The organism is Pseudomonas frederiksbergensis (assembly GCF_035751725.1).
GTDB lineage: Bacteria > Pseudomonadota > Gammaproteobacteria > Pseudomonadales > Pseudomonadaceae > Aquipseudomonas > Aquipseudomonas frederiksbergensis_A.
In genome coordinates this window covers 1,421,899-1,440,460 of sequence record NZ_CP142104.1, presented here as the reverse complement: position 1 = coordinate 1,440,460, position 18,562 = coordinate 1,421,899, and the positions used below count along the sequence as shown (strand labels likewise).

General features: G+C 60.6%; 17 protein-coding genes. 7 read left to right on the top strand and 10 right to left on the bottom strand.

Annotated elements, in window-relative coordinates:
* Positions 1 to 71 precede the first annotated feature (71 nt).
* From VQ575_RS06290 to VQ575_RS06270, 5 genes are all read left to right on the top strand, one after another.
* Positions 72 to 1,499, top strand: coding sequence for a di-heme oxidoreductase family protein (locus VQ575_RS06290; RefSeq protein WP_325919288.1), 1,428 nt, complete (start codon positions 72 to 74; stop codon positions 1,497 to 1,499).
* Positions 1,500 to 1,526: 27 nt separating this feature from the next.
* Positions 1,527 to 2,591, top strand: coding sequence for an imelysin family protein (locus tag VQ575_RS06285; RefSeq protein ID WP_325919286.1), 1,065 nt, complete (start codon positions 1,527 to 1,529; stop codon positions 2,589 to 2,591).
* A gap of 2 nt (positions 2,592 to 2,593) precedes the next feature.
* On the top strand, positions 2,594 to 3,691 hold the full coding sequence (locus VQ575_RS06280) for a DUF1513 domain-containing protein (protein WP_325919284.1): 1,098 nt from the start codon (positions 2,594 to 2,596) through the stop codon (positions 3,689 to 3,691).
* A 157-nt stretch (positions 3,692 to 3,848) separates the two neighbouring features.
* A complete protein-coding gene (locus tag VQ575_RS06275; protein ID WP_039591781.1) occupies positions 3,849 to 4,997 on the top strand; it encodes an efflux RND transporter periplasmic adaptor subunit in 1,149 nt (382 codons plus the stop codon).
* A 13-nt stretch (positions 4,998 to 5,010) separates the two neighbouring features.
* Complete coding sequence (locus VQ575_RS06270; protein ID WP_039591780.1) at positions 5,011 to 8,037, top strand: multidrug efflux RND transporter permease subunit; 3,027 nt, start codon at positions 5,011 to 5,013, stop codon at positions 8,035 to 8,037.
* Between the two features lie 79 nt (positions 8,038 to 8,116).
* Here VQ575_RS06270 and VQ575_RS06265 read toward each other — a convergent pair whose 3' ends face one another.
* From VQ575_RS06265 to colR, 5 genes are all read right to left on the bottom strand, one after another.
* The gene (locus VQ575_RS06265; protein WP_039591779.1) at positions 8,117 to 8,344 is read right to left on the bottom strand and encodes a hypothetical protein; all 228 of its coding nucleotides are present in this window, start codon (positions 8,342 to 8,344) and stop codon (positions 8,117 to 8,119) included.
* 2 nt (positions 8,345 to 8,346) lie between these two features.
* Positions 8,347 to 9,054 carry a lipopolysaccharide kinase InaA family protein gene (locus VQ575_RS06260; protein ID WP_039591778.1) on the bottom strand — a complete coding sequence of 236 codons (708 nt, stop codon included), beginning with the start codon at positions 9,052 to 9,054 and terminating at the stop codon, positions 8,347 to 8,349.
* A gap of 5 nt (positions 9,055 to 9,059) precedes the next feature.
* Positions 9,060 to 9,728, bottom strand: coding sequence for a class I SAM-dependent methyltransferase (locus tag VQ575_RS06255; protein ID WP_039591777.1), 669 nt, complete (start codon positions 9,726 to 9,728; stop codon positions 9,060 to 9,062).
* A 113-nt stretch (positions 9,729 to 9,841) separates the two neighbouring features.
* Positions 9,842 to 11,119 (bottom strand): sensor histidine kinase, encoded by a 1,278-nt coding sequence (locus VQ575_RS06250; RefSeq protein WP_039591776.1) that lies wholly within the window; start codon positions 11,117 to 11,119, stop codon positions 9,842 to 9,844.
* Positions 11,109 to 11,792 (bottom strand): two-component system response regulator ColR, encoded by a 684-nt coding sequence (gene colR, locus VQ575_RS06245; protein WP_039591775.1) that lies wholly within the window; start codon positions 11,790 to 11,792, stop codon positions 11,109 to 11,111. The genes VQ575_RS06250 and colR overlap by 11 nt, the downstream gene beginning before the upstream one ends.
* Before the next feature lie 198 nt (positions 11,793 to 11,990).
* On the opposite strand from colR, the gene VQ575_RS06240 reads away from it, so the two are divergent.
* Positions 11,991 to 12,731, top strand: coding sequence for a phosphatase PAP2 family protein (locus tag VQ575_RS06240; protein ID WP_039591774.1), 741 nt, complete (start codon positions 11,991 to 11,993; stop codon positions 12,729 to 12,731).
* A gap of 115 nt (positions 12,732 to 12,846) precedes the next feature.
* Here the strand turns inward: VQ575_RS06240 and groL are convergent, their stop codons facing one another.
* The 4 genes from groL to VQ575_RS06220 all read right to left on the bottom strand — a co-directional run bounded on the left by groL (position 12,847) and on the right by VQ575_RS06220 (position 16,352).
* Positions 12,847 to 14,490: a chaperonin GroEL gene (groL, locus tag VQ575_RS06235; protein ID WP_030142514.1), complete on the bottom strand. Its 1,644-nt coding sequence runs from the start codon at positions 14,488 to 14,490 to the stop codon at positions 12,847 to 12,849.
* A 50-nt stretch (positions 14,491 to 14,540) separates the two neighbouring features.
* On the bottom strand, positions 14,541 to 14,834 hold the full coding sequence (locus tag VQ575_RS06230) for a co-chaperone GroES (RefSeq protein WP_039591772.1): 294 nt from the start codon (positions 14,832 to 14,834) through the stop codon (positions 14,541 to 14,543).
* 243 nt (positions 14,835 to 15,077) lie between these two features.
* Positions 15,078 to 15,554: an FxsA family protein gene (locus VQ575_RS06225; RefSeq protein WP_039591771.1), complete on the bottom strand. Its 477-nt coding sequence runs from the start codon at positions 15,552 to 15,554 to the stop codon at positions 15,078 to 15,080.
* 66 nt (positions 15,555 to 15,620) lie between these two features.
* Positions 15,621 to 16,352 (bottom strand): HugZ family pyridoxamine 5'-phosphate oxidase, encoded by a 732-nt coding sequence (locus VQ575_RS06220; protein ID WP_045156723.1) that lies wholly within the window; start codon positions 16,350 to 16,352, stop codon positions 15,621 to 15,623.
* 166 nt (positions 16,353 to 16,518) lie between these two features.
* Here VQ575_RS06220 and VQ575_RS06215 point away from each other — a divergent pair, with 166 nt between their 5' ends.
* On the top strand, positions 16,519 to 17,277 hold the full coding sequence (locus VQ575_RS06215) for an SDR family oxidoreductase (protein WP_325919281.1): 759 nt from the start codon (positions 16,519 to 16,521) through the stop codon (positions 17,275 to 17,277).
* A gap of 63 nt (positions 17,278 to 17,340) precedes the next feature.
* Here the strand turns inward: VQ575_RS06215 and apbC are convergent, their stop codons facing one another.
* A complete protein-coding gene (apbC, locus tag VQ575_RS06210; RefSeq protein WP_198724622.1) occupies positions 17,341 to 18,435 on the bottom strand; it encodes an iron-sulfur cluster carrier protein ApbC in 1,095 nt (364 codons plus the stop codon).
* Positions 18,436 to 18,562 lie beyond the last annotated feature (127 nt).

The following is an 18,562-nucleotide window of genomic DNA, read 5'->3' as shown; positions in this document are numbered from 1 at the left end:
TCCTCTTATTCAAACTGCCCCGCCCTGTTAGACTTTGCGCCCTCGTTTTCACTCATCCCCCGGGACGCCCGATGCCGCCGTTGCCTCTTCGTTTATGTGCACTGTTCATGGCCCTGGGCCTGAGTGCCTGCGACGATGCCCCGCGTTTTACCCAGGCCGAACCGGGTGAAGCCCGTTCCGGTGGCGCCGCGACGGTCCGCAAGAGTGATCAGAACGCCTTTTCCCTGCCCTCGGCCAACCTGCCGCCCTCGCGGCGCGTGGACTTCAGCGTTGGCAACAGTTTCTTCCGCAGCCCATGGGTGATTGCGCCGTCGACCACCACCGCCCGCGATGGCCTCGGACCGCTGTTCAATACCAACGCCTGCCAGAATTGCCATATCAAGGACGGACGCGGCCACCCGCCAGCGCCAGGTGCGAGTAGCGCGGTATCGATGCTGGTGCGCCTGTCGATCCCCGATGCAGCGCCGTACGCCAAGGTCATCGAACGACTCGGCGTCGTGCCGGAGCCGGTCTATGGCGGGCAGCTGCAAGACATGTCGGTACCGGGCGTCACGCCGGAAGGCAAGGTGCGCGTCGATTACACCCCGGTGCCGGTACGTTTTGCGGACGGCACCGTGGTGGAATTGCGCAAGCCGACCTTGAAGATTACTCAACTGGGTTATGGCCCGATGCACCCCGACACACGCTTTTCGGCCCGCGTCGCACCGCCGATGATCGGCCTGGGTCTGCTCGAGGCCATCCCCGATGACGCCATCCTGGCGAATGCGCAGGCGCAAGTGCGGGAAAAAAACGGCATCGCCGGCCGTCCGAACATGGTCTGGGACGATGTCCGACAAAAGACCGTGCCGGGGCGTTTCGGCTGGAAGGCCGGCCAGCCGAACCTCAATCAACAGAATGTCCACGCTTTTTCCGGCGACATGGGCCTGACCACCAGCCTGCGGCCGTTCGACGACTGCACCGAGGCCCAGGTCGACTGCAAGCGCGCACCCAACGGCAACGGCCCGGAGGGCGAACCGGAAGTCAGCGATAACATTCTGCGCCTGGTGTTGTTCTACAGCCGCAACCTCGCGGTGCCGGCCCGCCGCGACGTGGATTCGCCCCAGGTGCTGGCGGGCAAGAATCTGTTTTTCCAGGCGGGCTGCCAGTCCTGCCACACCCCTGAATACACCACGTCCGCCAAGGCTGCCGAACCGGAGCTGGCAAACCAGGTCATCCGTCCCTACACCGACCTGCTGTTGCATGACATGGGCGAAGGCCTGGCTGATAACCGCAGCGAGTTCAAGGCCAGCGGTCGTGACTGGCGGACCCCGCCGCTGTGGGGCATCGGCCTGACCGAAACCGTTAACGGCCATACCCAGTTCCTGCATGACGGTCGCGCCCGAAACCTCCTCGAAGCCGTGCTCTGGCATGGTGGCGAAGCCCAGGCGGCGCAGCGACAGGTCCTAGCATTCAACGCCGAACAGCGCGCTGCGCTATTGGCTTTCCTGAATTCCCTTTAAACGTAATTTCCGAAACGGGAGCCCGACATGTTCCGTCCCAAGCTGTTGTTCACCAGCCTCGCCGCCATCGTCCTCGGTGCCTGCTCGCCCCAGGATCCGCAAGCGGTTACGTCGGCCGCCATTGCCAAGCAAGTGATCCTGCCGACCTACAGCCGCTGGGTCGAGGCCGACCGGCAATTGGCGAGCAGTGCCCTGGCGTTCTGCCAAGGCAAGGAAAACCTGGAAACCGCGCGCGCCGATTTCCTCAAGGCGCAAAAAGCCTGGGCCCAATTGCAGCCGCTGCTGATCGGCCCGCTGGCAGAAGGCAACCGCGCCTGGCAGGTGCAGTTCTGGCCCGACAAGAAAAACCTCGTCGGCCGCCAGGTCGAGCAATTGGTCAACAGCCAGCCGCAGATCGACGCCGCCGGCCTGGCCAAGTCCAGCGTGGTCGTGCAAGGGCTTTCGGCCTACGAATATCTGTTGTTCGACGCGAAAATCGACATGGCTGACAGCGCCCAGAAAGCCAAGTATTGCCCGCTGCTCATCGCCATCGGCGAACGCCAGAAGCAACTGGCCGAGGAGATTCTGTCGGGCTGGAACAGCAACGACGGCATGCTCGCCCAGATGAGCAAGTTTCCTAACCAGCGCTACGCCGATTCCCACGAAGCGATCGCCGATCTGCTGCGGGTCCAGGTCACCGCCCTGGACACCCTGAAGAAAAAGCTCGGCACGCCGATGGGCCGCCAGAGCAAGGGCGTGCCGCAACCGTTCCAGGCCGATGCCTGGCGCAGCCAGTCGTCACTGCAAGGGCTGGAAGCGAGCCTGAGCGCCGCCAGGACCGTGTGGGTCGGCGTCGACAACAAGGGCCTGCGAGGCTTGCTGCCCAGCGACCAGAAACGGTTGGCCGACAAGATCGACGCTGCCTACGACGCCTCGCTCAAACTGTTCGCCAGCAGCCAGCGCTCGCTGACCGAAATGCTCGGTGACGACGCTGGGCGCCAACAACTCAACGATTTGTACGACAGCCTCAACGTCGTCCATCGCCTGCATGAAGGCGAACTGGCCAAGGCGCTGGGCATTCAACTGGGCTTCAACGCCAACGACGGTGACTGATCATGTTTCGACGTCAGGTCCTGGCACTCGGCAGCTTGCTGCTGGGCGCCGTCACCCTGGGCGGCTGGACGCTGTTCAAGCAAAAGGACAAGAGTCCGCTACTGCTTTCGGCACGGGACGATAGCGACGGCAATCACTTTGCCGTCGGCTATCGACTGGACGGCACCCGGGCGTTCGCTACCCGGGTCAGTCAGCGCTGCCATGACATCATCAATCACCCGACGCTGCCGATCGCACTGTTCGTCGCCCGCCGTCCGGGCACCGAAAGCTATTTGATCGACCTACGCGACGGGACGCTGCTGCAGACCCTCGCTTCGCTGCCGAACCGGCATTTCTACGGCCATGCGGTGATCCATAAGAGTGGCGAGTGGCTGTATGCCACGGAGAATGACACTCGCGATCCGGGCCGCGGCCTGCTGGGCGTGTACCATTTCGAAGGCGAGCGGCTGGTGCACAACGGCGAGATTTCAACCCACGGTATTGGTCCCCATCAACTGTCGTGGATGCCCGACGGTGAAACGCTCGTGGTGGCCAACGGCGGGATCCGCACCGAGGCCGAGAGCCGGGTCGAGATGAATCTCGACGCCATGGAACCGAGCCTGGTACTGATGCAGCGCGATGGCACTTTGCTGAGCAAGGAAACCCTCGCCCAGCAAATGAACAGCGTGCGCCATTTGGGTATTGCCAGCGACGGGACCATCGTTTCCGGCCAGCAATTCATGGGCGCAGCGCACGAGCCGTCGCAACTGCTGGCGATCAAGCGTCCGGGCCAACCGTTCCAGGCGTTCCCCGTGCCCGAACATCAGTTACAAGCCATGGGGCACTACACCGCCAGCGTCGCCGTGCACAGCGAACTGCGCCTGGTGGCCCTGACGGCACCACGGGGCAACCGCTTTTTCATCTGGGACCTGGACAGCGGCGAGGTTCGCCTGGATGCGCCTTTGCCGGACTGCGCAGGGGTCGGCGCGGTGGCCGACGGTTTTGTCGTGACGTCGGGCCAAGGGCGTTGCCGCTATTACGATTGCCGGCAATCACAATTGGTTGCCAAACCGCTGGACCTGCCGGCGGGGCTCTGGGACAACCATTTGCATCTGATCTGAGCAGGAAAGCGAAACCCATCGGTGCAGGGGGGCTTTGAAATTTCGGAAAAATCCCACGCACCACGGACCCGACAGCATCTGGAATACCCTGCGTACTCAGGGTAATGTGCCCGCCTATCTTTAGTTTCTCTCAGCTCTTTTCCAAAGGAAGTGGAACATGCTGCGACGCCGCATGCTGATCATGTTGGGTGTTGTCCTGCTGGTGGTGCTGTTGCTGGCAGGCTACAAGGCTTTCTCCATCTACCAGCAGATCCAGATGTTTTCTGCCCCGAAACCGCCGGTCAGTGTTGCCGTGGCCAAGGCCACCGAGCAGCCCTGGCAGTCTCGCCTGCCCACCGTTGGCAGCCTCAAGGCCTCGCAAGGCGTTGACCTGAGCCTGGAAATAGCCGGGACGGTACAAAAGCTGCAGTTCGAATCGGGACAAAAGGTCAAGGCCGGCCAACCGCTCCTGCAACTGGACAGCGAAGTCGAAAGCGCCCTGCTGGAAACCGCCCAGGCCGACCTCGGCCTGTCACAGCTGGATTTCGGCCGAGGCCGACAACTGGTGGGCAGCCAGGCGATCTCCAAAGGTGAATTCGATCGGCTTGCAGCCCAACTGAAGAAAAACCAGGCCACCGTCAACCAGCTCAAGGCATCGCTGGCGAAGAAACACATCGTCGCGCCTTTCAGCGGCACCATAGGCATTCGCCAGGTGGACGTTGGCGACTACCTGGCCAGCGGCACGGTAATCGCCATCCTGCAAGACCTCAGCAGCCTGTACGTGGATTTCTATGTCCCGGAACAGACGGTGCCTCGGCTCGCCGTTGCCCAGCCAGTCAATGTCAGTGTCTCGGCCTACCCAGGCCAGACATTCGTCGGCACCATCAGCGCCATCAACCCCAAGGTCGAGGACACCACCCGCAACGTGCTGGTGCGCGCCACCCTCGCCAACCCCGACGGCAAGCTGTTGCCGGGCATGTTCGCCAACCTGCAGGTGATCCTGCCAGACATGGCTGCCGGCATCGTCGTCCCGGAAAGCGCCGTGACCTACACGCTTTATGGCAATTCCATGTATGTGGTCACCCAGAAGAAAACCGCCGACGGTAACGTCGAGAAAGATGACAAGGGCCAGCCGATCCTGATCGCCGAGCGGCGCTTCGTTGAAACCGGCGAGCGTCGCGACGGGCAGGTCCTGGTCACCAAGGGCGTGCACAGCGGTGAAGAAGTGGTGATTGCCGGCCAGCTCAAACTCGACAACGGAATGCCCATCGCCATCAGCGACGACAAGACGCTGACCGAACAGAACAGCACGCCACGCGCGGACTGATCAAGGAATCCCCATGGCTTTTACCGATCCGTTCATCCGCCGCCCGGTGCTCGCCACCGTGGTCAGCCTGTTGATCGTGCTGCTGGGCTTCCAGGCCTGGAGCAAGCTTCCCCTGCGTCAGTATCCGCAAATGGAAAACGCCCTGATCACGGTGACCACGGCCTACCCTGGGGCCAACGCCGAGACCATCCAGGGCTACATCACCCAGCCGATGCAACAGAGCTTGGCCAGTGCCGAGGGCATCGACTACATGACCTCGGTCAGCCGGCAGAATTTCTCGGTGATCTCGGTCTATGCCCGCATCGGCTCCAACAGTGACCGGCTCTTCACCGAACTGCTGGCCAAGGCCAACGAAGTCAAGAACCAGCTGCCACAGGACGCCGAAGACCCGGTACTCAGTCGTGAGGCAGCCGATGCCTCGGCGCTGATGTACATCAGCTTCTTCAGCAAGGAACTGAACAATCCGCAGATCACCGACTACCTGTCGCGGGTGATCCAACCCAAGCTGGCGACCCTGCCCGGCATGGCTGAAGCGGAGATCCTGGGCAACCAGGTCTTTGCCATGCGCCTGTGGCTGGACCCGGTCAAGCTTGCGGGCTTCGGGCTGACGGCTGCCGACGTGACCAATGCCGTGCGCCAGCAGAACTTCCTTTCCGCTGCCGGCGAAGTGAAAGGCGAGTACGTCGTTACCAGTATCAACGCCAACACCGAACTCAAGTCCGCCGAAGCGTTCGCCGCGATCCCCCTCAAGACCGACGGTGACAGCCGCGTGTTGCTGCGGGACGTGGCGCGAGTGGAAATGGGCGCCGAAAACTACGACACCATCAGCTCCTTTGGTGGCACGCCCTCGGTGTACATCGGCATCAAGGCCACGCCCGGCGCCAACCCGCTGGACGTGATCAAGGAAGTGCGCAAGATCATGCCGGAAATGGAAGCCCAGCTCCCGACCAACCTCAAGGCCGAGATCGCCTACGACGCCACCCTTTTCATCCAGGCCTCCATCGATGAGGTCGTGAAGACCCTGTTCGAGGCGGTGCTGATTGTCATCGTCGTGGTGTTCCTCTTCCTCGGCGCCTTGCGCTCGGTGCTCATCCCGGTGGTGACCATTCCACTGTCGATGATCGGCGTCATGTTCTTCATGCAGTTGATGGGCTATTCCATGAACCTGCTTACCTTGCTGGCCATGGTGTTGGCGATCGGCCTGGTGGTGGACGATGCGATCGTGGTGGTGGAAAACATCCATCGGCATATCGAGGAAGGCAAGACCCCGTTCGACGCCGCGATAGAAGGCGCCCGGGAAATCGCCATGCCGGTGGTCTCGATGACCATCACACTGGCGGCGGTGTATGCGCCTATCGGTCTGCTCGAAGGCCTGACGGGGGCATTGTTCAAGGAATTCGCCCTGACCCTGGCCGGGGCGGTGGTGATATCCGGCATCGTCGCCCTGACCCTGTCGCCGATGATGTGCGCAATGCTGCTGCGCCATGACCAGAATCCCTCGGGGCTGGCCCATCGGCTGGACGTGATCTTCGAACGCCTGAAGAGCCGTTACCAGCGCATGCTCCATGGCACGCTCGAAACCCGGCCAGTGGTGCTGGTGTTCGCCGTCATCGTCCTGCTGCTGATTCCTGTGCTGGTCATGTTCACCAAATCCGAACTGGCGCCAGACGAGGACCAGGGCATCATCTTCATGATGGCCAACGCGCCGAAGACAACCAACCTCGATTACCTGAACGCCTACACGGATCACTTCATCACGATCTTCAAGGAGTTCCCCGAGTATTACTCGTCCTTCCAGATCAATGGCTACAACGGCGTGCAATCGGGCATCGGCGGCTTCCTGCTCAAGCCGTGGAACGAACGAAGCCGCACCCAGATGGAAATCCTGCCCGAAGTCCAGGCCAAGCTGGAAAGCATCCCTGGGCTGCAGATTTTCGGCTTCAACCTGCCCTCGCTGCCTGGCACCGGCGAAGGCTTGCCCTTTGAGTTCGTCATCAACTCGCCGAAGGACTACACGACGCTGCTGCAAATTGCCGAACGGGTCAAGAAACGCGCGCTGGAGTCGGGCAAGTTTGCCTTCATGGACATTGACCTCGCCTTCGACAAACCCGAGGTGGTCGTGGACATCGATCGCGCCAAGGCTGCCCAGATGGGTGTCTCCATGCAGGACCTGGGCGGAACCCTGGCGACGTTGCTGGGCGAATCGGAGATCAACCGCTTCACCCTTGAAGGGCGCAGCTACAAGGTCATCGCCCAGGTGGAGCGACCGTTCCGGGACAATCCGGACTGGCTGAATAATTACTACGTCAAGAATGCCCAGGGCGAGTCGCTCCCGCTTTCGACGTTGATCAAGGTCAGCGACCAGGCACGACCGCGGCAACTGAACCAGTTCCAGCAGCTCAACGCCGTGACCATTTCGGGGTTTCCCACCGTGAGCATGGGCGAAGCCATCGAGACCGTTCGACAGATTGCCCGCGAGGAAGCACCGGTGGGGTTCGCCTTCGATTACGCAGGGGCTTCGCGCCAGTTCGTACAGGAAGGCAGCGCCTTGTGGGCGACCTTTGCCTTGGCCCTGGCGATTATCTTCCTGGTGCTGGCGGCGCAGTTCGAGAGTTTCCGGGATCCGCTGGTGATCCTGGTAACGGTGCCTTTATCGATTTGTGGCGCATTGATTCCGCTGTTCCTTGGTTGGTCGAGCATGAACATCTATACCCAGGTGGGGCTGGTGACGTTGATCGGCCTGATCAGCAAACACGGCATCTTGATCGTTGAGTTCGCCAACCAATTGCGCAAGGAACAAGGCCTGAGCCCACGCGAAGCCGTGGAGCAAGCCGCGTCGATTCGCCTTCGGCCCGTACTGATGACTACAGCGGCAATGGTGTTTGGCATGGTGCCGTTGATCCTGGCCACCGGTGCCGGGGCCGTGAGCCGCTTCGACATCGGGACGGTGATCGCAACGGGTATGTCGATTGGCACCTTGTTCACCTTGTTCGTATTGCCTTGCGTCTACACATTGCTGGCAAAACCGGACAAGCGTTAAGACACGTTGCCGGTGCGATGCTGGCTGGCGTGCAAAAACAAAGGCCTCGCAATTGCGAGGCCTTTGTTTCAATCGAAGCTCAACTCTGAGGTTTCATGCCCTGGGATAGGCCAAACATGAACAACAACAGATCGCTGTCCGGTCGGATCGCCTCGCTGGCCTTGGCAATCCGAGGCACAGGACAATGAACGCCAACCGTGGAGGCGCTGAGAATCTGCGAGCGCGGCTGTTCCCATACCGCTACCGCCATTGATGCAACTGCCAGGGCTCCGACCAAAAACAAACCTCTAGCAATTTCTACTTTCATCGCTACAAACCTTTGATAGCGCTGCCAAACGCCGCTGTATAAAAATAGACGAGCTTTTCCCAATCACCATCATGGAACGACGAATGGCGCCGTAGCTGCTTCATGTCATGGGAGGCGGCGCTTCGGGCAGTCAAGCGTTGACGGCTTTTTTCCAGGTCCAGCAATGCCACCTCGGCCTTGGTCGACTCGCCATCCCCTGTCACTCGAACGAATACATGCTTGATATAGAGACAACCATGCTGCCAACGCGCCTTGTGCATGCGGGCCAGGTCTTCTGCCAACGCCTGGAGCACACAGTCATGCACGGCCTCGCCATGACGTTCGCGGCCGCCTGCGGCGTACCAATGCTCGATTTGCTCGAAGCCATCCAGTGCATGGGTAATTAGCAGTGCGCGCCACTTATGTACCGGATCCCTCTGCGCTCCGCAGAAAACGATTCGCGGTACGGTGATGTTGAGCTCCGTCAGCGCCGCCAGCGCTTGTTCTTCACGCAACACAGTGGGACGGCCGAAGGGGTATAGCAGGCTACGGTAGATGTGGCCGGTCTGGCGTTTGGAATAGAGCAGTCCGCCGTCACTATGGATCCGCTGCACACCGCTTTCACCGCCTCGCCGCGTATTGGCTGGCTCCACCCATTCACCGCTCAGACCCCAGAAATGCTCAAAGCAACCACGGGAAACCGTCGGGGCTTCCGTTGCCAGTACAACCATACCCGTTACCCCTTGCGTAAGACATAAACTCGCCACATGGCATACAACGGTAGGAAATCCAGGCGTTCCTGGATGCGAAAGCCAGCCTGTCGGAATTCACCCTCGACTGTAGCGACAGGTAACACAAATCGGTTCTGGTAGTCTTTCTGCCCACGAGTGCGCTCGAGACGCTTGCGTTTCCAAGCCTTGAAATTCCCATCAACCCACAATGAAACGATCACACTGTCGCGGCTGACACGCCCGAATTCACGCAGCATGGCCAGTCGGTGCGCGGGCTCACCAATGTGGTGCAACAAGCGCATGCAAAAAATACTGTCGACGGCGTTATCAGGCAAGGCAATGTCGAACGCAGACGTGTGCAAAAGCTGTACCCGATTTACAAAATCGGCGGGTTGGAGGTTCCTCGCCGTTTGCAACATGGCTTCGGAATTATCCGCGCCGATGATGACCCGATTCGTTTTTTCGGCCAGCAACGACCAGAACCGCCCGGCGCCGCAGGGAAGGTCCAACACCAAGCCAGGATCACCGGCCAACGCCAGGGCGCGGCGGGCCAGTTGGTGGTCGCGACGGTTTGAGAGGCGGCGGCTCAAGCCGCTGCGGTGTTTATGGCAATATTGCCTGGCGTGCTGTTCGTCATACTTTACGGAAAAATCCAGCTCGATGGTCTTGGGCATGGGGGGCTCTGCGTTATAGAAAGGAGCCCACCCTATGAACAGCTGCGTCATCGCTTCGTGAAAAAACCGTTACGGAACTGAACAAGTCGTTTCAAGATTTTCCGAAGCACCTCTCACCTCTTTGGATCCAGCTCCACCTCGAAACGGCAACCGTTCGGCTCCATTGTGCTGAGGCTCACTGTCCAACCCTGGTCCTCACAGATTCGTTGCACCAGCGAAAGACCCAGCCCCAAGCCCTCGCCTCGCTTTTCATTGCCGCGCACGAACGGCTCGAACATCGCCTCGCGCTTCTCTTCGGGAATGCCCACGCCGCTGTCCTCGACCACAAATCCAGTGGCCGTCAGGGAGACGCGAATAAACCCCTGGTCGGTGTAATGCAAGGCATTGCGCAACAGGTTGCCCATGACGGCCGTCAGGAAGGTGGCGTTGTATTGCGTATCAGCGGTTTGCCCCGGTTCGAAGACCAAACTCAGGCCTTTGGACTCGATCGGCGCGCGCCAGACACCCAGCAGGTTTTCCGCAACCTGTCCAAGGGTCGACCGAGGGGAGATTGCATTGTCTTCGCGCTGGGCCCGGGCAAGCATGAGGAACGTCTGCACCAATTCGCGCATTTCTTCACTGGCGCGGTTGATGCGCTCGACCTGGGTACGACCCCGCGGGTCGAGCGCCGGGTTCTCCAGCAGCAATTCACAGGAAGTGGCCAGCACCATCAACGGAGTACGCAGCTCATGGCTGACGTCACTGGTGAACAATCGTTCACGGGTCAAGGCCTGGCGCAGTCGCCCCAACGTCGCATCGAACGCCACGGCGAGCTCGCCCACTTCGTCGGCGGCATAGTCCGGAGCGAGCGGCGGAGCAAGTCCGAGGAGCTGGTCGCGATGCCGAACCTGGCGAGCCAGGCGCACGACCGGCGCCATCACCCGGCGTGCCAGCACCCAACCGAGGAATACCGCCAGCGCCAGACTGAGCACGAAGCCCACCAGCACCACGGCGAACAGTACCCGCTCGCGCTCTTCGAAATCGCTCTGGTCCTGGAGCAACACGTAATGCCGACCGTCGACGATTTCCACCATGGCGTGATAGGACAGTTGTTCGCGAAACACTTCGTGAAAACCACGATCCAGATGGCGCAGGTCCTTGGGCAATTCGAAATCACCTGGGCCGCCGCTGAAATAGAACAACTGGTCGGGTTCGGGCCGATGGCTCCAGTCGGAAACGTTGTCCATCAGCAACAGGCGTTGCAGGTCTCCGCCAAGCCCGGCGGAAATCAGTTTTTCTTCAACCAGGTGAACGGTTGCCACGATGCCCATGGCAAACGCGCCTGCCACCAACGCGCTCATTAACGCGAACGCAATGATGATCCGCTGGGCAAGGCTCTGCTTAAACTCCATCCCGGCCCTCGGCCAAGCGGTAACCGACGCCGTGCACCGTGTGCAGCAACGGTTTCTCGAACGGTTTGTCGATCACTTGGCGCAGTTGGTGGACGTGGCTGCGCAAGCTATCGCTGTCCGGGCAGTCATCGCCCCACAAGGCCTCTTCGAGAATTTCGCGTCGCAATACATGGGGGCTTTTCTGCATCAGTACCGCCAGTAACTTGAGGCCTACGGGGTTGAGCTTGAGTAGCCGACCTTCGCGGGTCACTTCCAGCGTGTCGAGGTCGTAGCTCAGGTCGCCGACCTGCAACGCCCGCCGCCCTCCGCCCTGGGCGCGACGCATGACCGCTTCGATCCGCGCCGCCAGCTCGGACAACGCAAAAGGCTTGACCAGGTAATCGTCGGCCCCGGACTTGAAGCCCTGCAGGCGATCGTCCAGTTGGTCACGCGCGGTGAGCATGATCACCGGCGTATCGCGCCGCGCGTCTTCACGCAAGCGCTTGCACAAGGTGTAGCCATCGATGCCCGGCAACATGATATCGAGCACGATCAGGTCGTAGTGCTCGGTGGCGGCCAGGTGCAATCCCGACAAACCGTCCTGGGCACAATCGACGGTATAGCCCTTGAGCCCCAGGTAATCGGCCAGGTTGGCCAGAATGTCGCGGTTGTCTTCGACCAATAGAATTCGCATGGACATCTCTCCTGCACACGTAGGCAATCGTCGTGGCCCGCGCAGCTTAAGGCCAAGCGTGTTTCACGGCTAGGGTTGTCTCGACCCGGGAAGGGGCATTGACGAGTTTTTCACCCGGCATTCACGCCTGCCCAACGCGACGCGGACCAGACTGCGCGCAACCTGCTGCTCAAGAACATTTCATCGAAGGTATCGACCATGGTTTGCGCCACCAATCGCCCTGCTTCCAGCCCCTTGAATTTCAGGATCGCCCTGGGGCTTCCCGCTGTTGTCGCGCTAGCGCTGGTGCTGCTGGAGCTGACGACGCTGGACATGGACCTGGCCCGGCTTTTCTACAGTGCTGACGGTGGATTCATCGGTCGGCACAGCTTTTTTCTCGAAGACCTCCTGCATGACCGGGCCAAGCAGATGGTCATCGGGTTCTCCGTCCTGGCAGTCGCAGGGTTTATCGCTTCGTTTTTTATCGATCGGCTCAAACCGATCAAGCGTGAACTGGGTTGCCTGGTCTTGTCGCTGGCGCTGGCAACGGCCTTTGTCACGCCGCTGAAAGCGGTGACGGCGGTGCAATGCCCTTGGAGCCTGAAGGAGTTTGGCGGCAAGGAAACCTACAGCGAATTGCTGAGCCCGCGCCCGGCCACCGACAAACCTGGCCGTTGCTGGCCCGGCGGTCACGCCGCCACCGGTTTCACACTGTTCGCGTTGTTCTTCGTGCTGCGGGATCGCCGCCCGCGCCTGGCCCGTCGTTCCCTGGTCTTCGCCTTCACCCTGGGCACGGTGTTCTCCATCGGTCGGATGATGCAAGGGGCGCACTTCTTTTCCCACAACGTCTGGACAGCGGTGTTCTGTTGGCTGATTTGCCTGGGGTGCTATTACTTCGTGCTGTACCGACCGGCTCCTACGCCAGAGCGCATGGCCCTCAACCATCCCGCGAATGCCTGAGCATAAATCCCAATGCGGGATTGGTGCGGCTTCAAGACCGGGACAAATCCAAAATCAATAAAAAACCCCGCTGGCTTTCGCCGGCGGGGTTTTTCGCTACAGGGGTAAGGCTGGCTTACATCATGCCGCCCATGCCACCCATGCCGCCCATGTCTGGCATGCCGCCGCCAGCTGGAGCGTCTTCCTTGATTTCAGCGATCATCGCCTCGGTGGTGATCATCAGGCTGGCAATCGACGAAGCCGCTTGCAGAGCCGAACGAGTCACTTTGGCTGGGTCCAGGATACCCATTTCGATCATGTCGCCGTATTCGCCGGTAGCAGCGTTGTAACCGTAGTTACCCGAACCCTGCTTGACCTTGTCGACCACTACGCTTGGCTCGTCGCCGGAGTTGGCAACGATCTGGCGCAGTGGAGCTTCAACAGCGCGACGCAGCAACTGGATACCAACGTTCTGGTCGTCGTTGTCGCCTTTCAGCTCGCTGATGGCTTGCAGGGCACGAACCAGTGCCACGCCGCCGCCAGGTACCACGCCTTCTTCGACGGCTGCGCGGGTGGCGTGCAGGGCGTCTTCAACGCGGGCTTTCTTCTCTTTCATTTCAACTTCGGAGCCGGCGCCAACCTTGATCACAGCAACGCCGCCGGACAGCTTGGCCAGGCGCTCTTGCAGTTTTTCACGGTCGTAGTCGGACGAAGTCTCGGCCACTTGTGCGCGGATCTGGGTCACACGAGCCTGGATATCGGCGTCGTTGCCAGCACCGTCGATCACGGTGGTGTTTTCCTTGGACAGGATCACGCGCTTGGCGTTACCCAGGTGCTCCAGGGTGGTGCTTTCCAGGCTCAGGCCGATCTCTTCGGAGATAACGGTACCGCCGGTCAGTACGGCGATGTCCTGCAGCATGGCCTTGCGACGGTCGCCGAAGCCTGGCGCCTTGACGGCTGCGACTTTGACGATGCCACGCATGTTGTTCACGACCAGGGTCGCCAGGGCTTCGCCTTCGACGTCTTCAGCCACGATCAGCAATGGGCGACCGGCCTTGGCAACGGCTTCCAGCACTGGCAGCATTTCGCGGATGTTAGAGATCTTCTTGTCGACCAGCAGGATCAGCGGGCTGTCCAGCTCGGCAACCATGGTGTCTGGCTTGTTGACGAAGTATGGCGACAGGTAGCCACGGTCGAACTGCATGCCTTCTACGACCGACAGTTCGTTTTCCAGGCCCGAGCCTTCTTCAACAGTGATCACGCCTTCCTTGCCGACTTTTTCCATGGCTTCGGCAATGATGTCGCCGATGGAATTGTCGGAGTTGGCCGAGATGGTACCCACCTGGGCGATCGCCTTGGAGTCAGCGCATGGCTTGGCCAGGCCCTTGAGTTCCTTGACGATGGCGATGGTCGCCTTGTCGATGCCGCGCTTGAGGTCCATCGGGTTCATGCCGGCAGCGACGGCTTTCAGGCCTTCGTTGACGATCGACTGAGCCAGTACGGTCGCGGTGGTGGTACCGTCGCCGGCGTCATCGTTGGCACGGGAGGCAACGTCCTTGACCAGCTGCGCGCCCATGTTTTCGAAGCGATCTTTCAGCTCGATTTCCTTGGCTACGGAAACGCCGTCCTTGGTGATGGTCGGAGCGCCGAAGCTTTTCTCGATGATCACGTTACGGCCTTTCGGGCCCAGGGTCGCTTTTACTGCGTCAGCCAGGACGTTGACACCGGCGAGCATTTTCTTGCGGGCGGAATCGCCGAATTTAACTTCTTTAGCAGCCATGATCGATATTCCTTAAATACTTTGTAGTAGCGGGAAAATGAGCGGAAAAATCAGCCTTCGAGAACGGCGAGGATTTCGTTCTCGCTCATTACCAACAGGTCTTCGCCGTCGACTTTCACAGTGTTGCTGCCGGAGTAAGGGCCGAACACAACCTTGTCACCCACTTTCACGGCCGGCGCACGTACTTCACCGTTTTCCAGGGCCTTGCCTGGACCTACAGCGAGAACTTCACCGTGGTTGGCTTTTTCGGCAGCCGAACCTGGCAGGACGATACCGCCAGCGGTTTTCTTCTCTTCTTCGCTGCGACGGATGACGACGCGGTCATGCAGAGGACGAAGCTTCATTGTCGATCTCTCCTAATTTTGGTTTTCATCGGCCGGTGTAGTCCCGGCGGGTTTAACAAAAGCCGGCTGAGCCGGGGTGCGGTTCGTCAAGCGAACCGCGGAAGTCTGTCCAGTGTCGCCACCGGAAACCTTGCGGTGACCCATACATATGGGCGTGCAAGGGGATTACAAGGGCCAGGGGTAGAAATTTTTTGCTTGTGGTCGCGAAAACGAACACGGCGCCCGAAGGCGCCGTGGCGGGGTTTACTTGGAATCCCGGTGTTCGAACTCGCCTTCGATCACGTTAGGCTCGCGGCCCACAGGCTCACGCGGAGCCGGTCCGCCACGGGGTTGAAGATCATCGGCGAACGCTCGCTGGCGCATCGCCTGCTCTTCGGCGCGCTGCCGCATCTTATTGGCGAGCAACCGACGGGTAAACGGCAACAGCATGACCAAGCCCAGCACGTCGCTGATGAAACCTGGCAGGATCAACAGGCCACCACCCAAGGCCAGCATCAGGCCTTCGAGCATGGTCTGGGCAGGCAACTCGCCACGGCTCAGGCTTTCACGGGCACGCAGCGCCGTGGCGAGACCGGCGATACGCAGCACGAAGACACCGAGCATCGAGCCGAGAATGACCAGCAATAGCGCCGGGAAGAACCCGATCGCACCGCTGACCTTGACGAATACGAACAGCTCCAACACCGGGAACAGCAGAAAGAGCAACAAAAAAGGGCGCATCAAAGGGTTCCTCTACGCAAGAATGCCTTGCTATGAAACCTTAAATGACGTCGCCCTTTCGTGAATTCAAGCATCGACCTCGGCATTTTTTGGCCATTGCTGGGCGTGAGCCAGATAAACCAAGGCTTCGCGCACTTGTGTCGGCGTGTTGCAAGGGTTTGGAAACGCCAACCAATGCAGGCCCTGCCCGATGCGCAAGTGCATGCCTTCGCTGTCGATGCCGACCAGTTGCGCCGGTTCATTGTCCGGCAGGCCGCTCAATTCCACGTAATGGGCGATGGCATTGGCGTGATCGGCATTCATGTGTTCGATCATGCTGGCTTCGGCCCTGCCGGCGAAAGGGTTGGCCAGGGTGATCTGGTCAATCCAGTGAATCGCGCCAAACCCACCAATGTAGCGATGGCGCACCGGGTCGAGTGCCCAGAAATCGAAGTCATGGGCCTTATGGTAGTTCTGCGACTCAGGAAAATAGCGGTAATAACGCTCGGCGGCGGCGTCGATGGCGACGCTGTCCTCGAGTTTGCGCGCCTCTGCCAGATAGGTCAGGCGCCCCACCGCCTGCACATCTTCGGCGCCGCGTTCGCCGACCAGCATCGAGCATTTGGGATCTTTTTGCAGATTATGAGTGTGCTGGGCGATACGGCTGATCAGGATCAGCGGCCGGCCTTGTTCGTCCAGGCAATAGGGCACCACGGAGCCGAACGGAAAGCCGGGCATGGATTTGGAATGGGTCGAGAGCATCCCGCGGTATTCCTTGAGCAGCAGTTCACGGGCATGCTTGGCAGCTTCAACGCTCAATTTATGACTCCTTTAATAAAATCCGTCTAGAAAACGGTCAAGCGAGTGGAGTAATGTTCCGCCACACCTGCGGGACTGTTTTCGCGTGCAGCCGGGCTACATCGCCGCGAATCGAGAGTCTCTCTGGAACAGTCCCCCTCCACCGCTGCGCCCTCTGGACATGAGAATGCAACTCACTGACAAAGTAATCATTATCACCGGCGGTTGCCAGGGCCTGGGTCGCTCCATGGCCGAGTATTTCGCCGACAAGGGCGCCAAGCTAGCGCTGGTCGACCTCAATCAGGAAAAACTCGACCAGGCGGTTGCCGCCTGCGCAGCCAAGGGCGTCGAGGCCCGCGCCTATTTGTGCAACGTTGCCAATGAAGACCAGGTGGTCGACATGGTCGCCCGGGTCGCTGAGGACTTCGGCGCGATCCACGGGCTGATCAACAACGCCGGCATCCTGCGTGACGGTCTGTTGCTCAAGGTCAAGGACGGCGATATGACCAAAATGAGCCTCGCCCAGTGGCAGGCCGTGATCGACGTCAATCTCACCGGTGTGTTCCTGTGCACCCGCGAAGTGGCGGCGAAAATGGTCGAGCTGAAGAACAGCGGTGCGATCATCAATATCTCGTCGATCTCGCGCGCCGGCAACATCGGCCAGACCAACTACTCGGCCGCCAAGGCCGGCGTGGCCGCTGCGACCGTGACCTGGGCCAAGGAACTGGCGCGCTACGGTATCCGCGTGGCGGGCATCGCACCAGGCTTCATCGAAACCGAAATGACCCTGGGCATGAAACCGGAAGCCTTGGAAAGAATGACCTCCGTGATCCCGCTCAAGCGCATGGGCAAGCCCGAGGAGATCGCGCATTCGGCCGCCTATATCTTCGAGAACGACTACTACACCGGACGGATCCTGGAGATGGATGGAGGGATGCGGATCTAAACGCGCCACATATCCTCGGTGGGGCGAGCTTGCTGGCTCCACCGAGGATTGTGTTTCAAGGCATCAATCGTCGCTGACAGTGATGTTCGGCATCACCGGCGATGCGGCTTCCTGCAGCACGATCCGCGCGCCAACGTGGCGCGCGAGCTCTTGGTAGACCATGGCGATCTGGCTGTCCGGTTCGGCGATGACGGTTGGCTTGCCGCCGTCGGCCTGCTCGCGGATCACCATCGACAGCGGTAGCGAAGCCAGCAACTCGACCCCGTACTGGGTAGCCAGTTTCTCCCCTCCGCCTTCACCGAACAGATGCTCGGCATGCCCGCAGTTGGAGCAGATGTGCACGGCCATGTTCTCCACTACGCCCAGCACCGGGATGTTGACCTTGCGGAACATCTCCACGCCCTTGCGCGCATCCAGCAAGGCCAGGTCCTGAGGCGTGGTGACGATCACCGCGCCGGCCACCGGGACTTTCTGCGCCAGGGTCAGCTGGATGTCGCCGGTGCCCGGCGGCATGTCGATCACCAGGTAATCCAGGTCACCCCAGGCGGTTTGCGTGACCAGTTGCAGCAACGCCCCGGACACCATCGGCCCACGCCAGACCATGGGTGTGTTGTCGTCGGTCAGGAACGCCATGGACATCACCTCCACGCCGTGCGACTGGATCGGCACGAACCACTTCTGGTCCTTGATCTGCGGTCGGGTGCCCTCGGCGATGCCAAACATGATGCCCTGGCTCGGACCGTAGATGTCCGCGTCGAGAATGCCTACCTTGGCCCCTTCCCGAGCCAGGGCCAGGGCCAGGTTGGCGGCGGTGGTGGACTTGCCCACGCCGCCCTTGCCCGAGGCCACCGCGATCACGTTCTTGACGTTCGCCAACCCGGGAACCTGGGCCTGGGCCTTGTGGCTGGCAATCACGCGGGTGACGTCGACCTTTGCAGTTGTCACGCCATCCAGGCCCTCGATGGCCATCTGCAGCATCTGCGCCCAACCGTTCTTGAACAGGTCGGCGGCGTAGCCGATTTCCAGCTGGACGTTGACACGATCTCCGTGGATGTCGATGGCGCGCACGCATCCGGCGCTGACCGGGTCTTGGTTCAGGTAGGGGTCGGTGTACTGGCGAAGGACGGCTTCCACCGCTGCGCGATTGACGGCGCTCATGGGCAACTCCGATAGCAAGGCTTGAAAAACAGGCGGCTATCCTACGCCGCGCGTGCTTTTGTGGCGACCCGATTACTGTCGCGCGGATATCTTTGTGGCGAGGGAATTTATCCCCTCGCCACAGTTG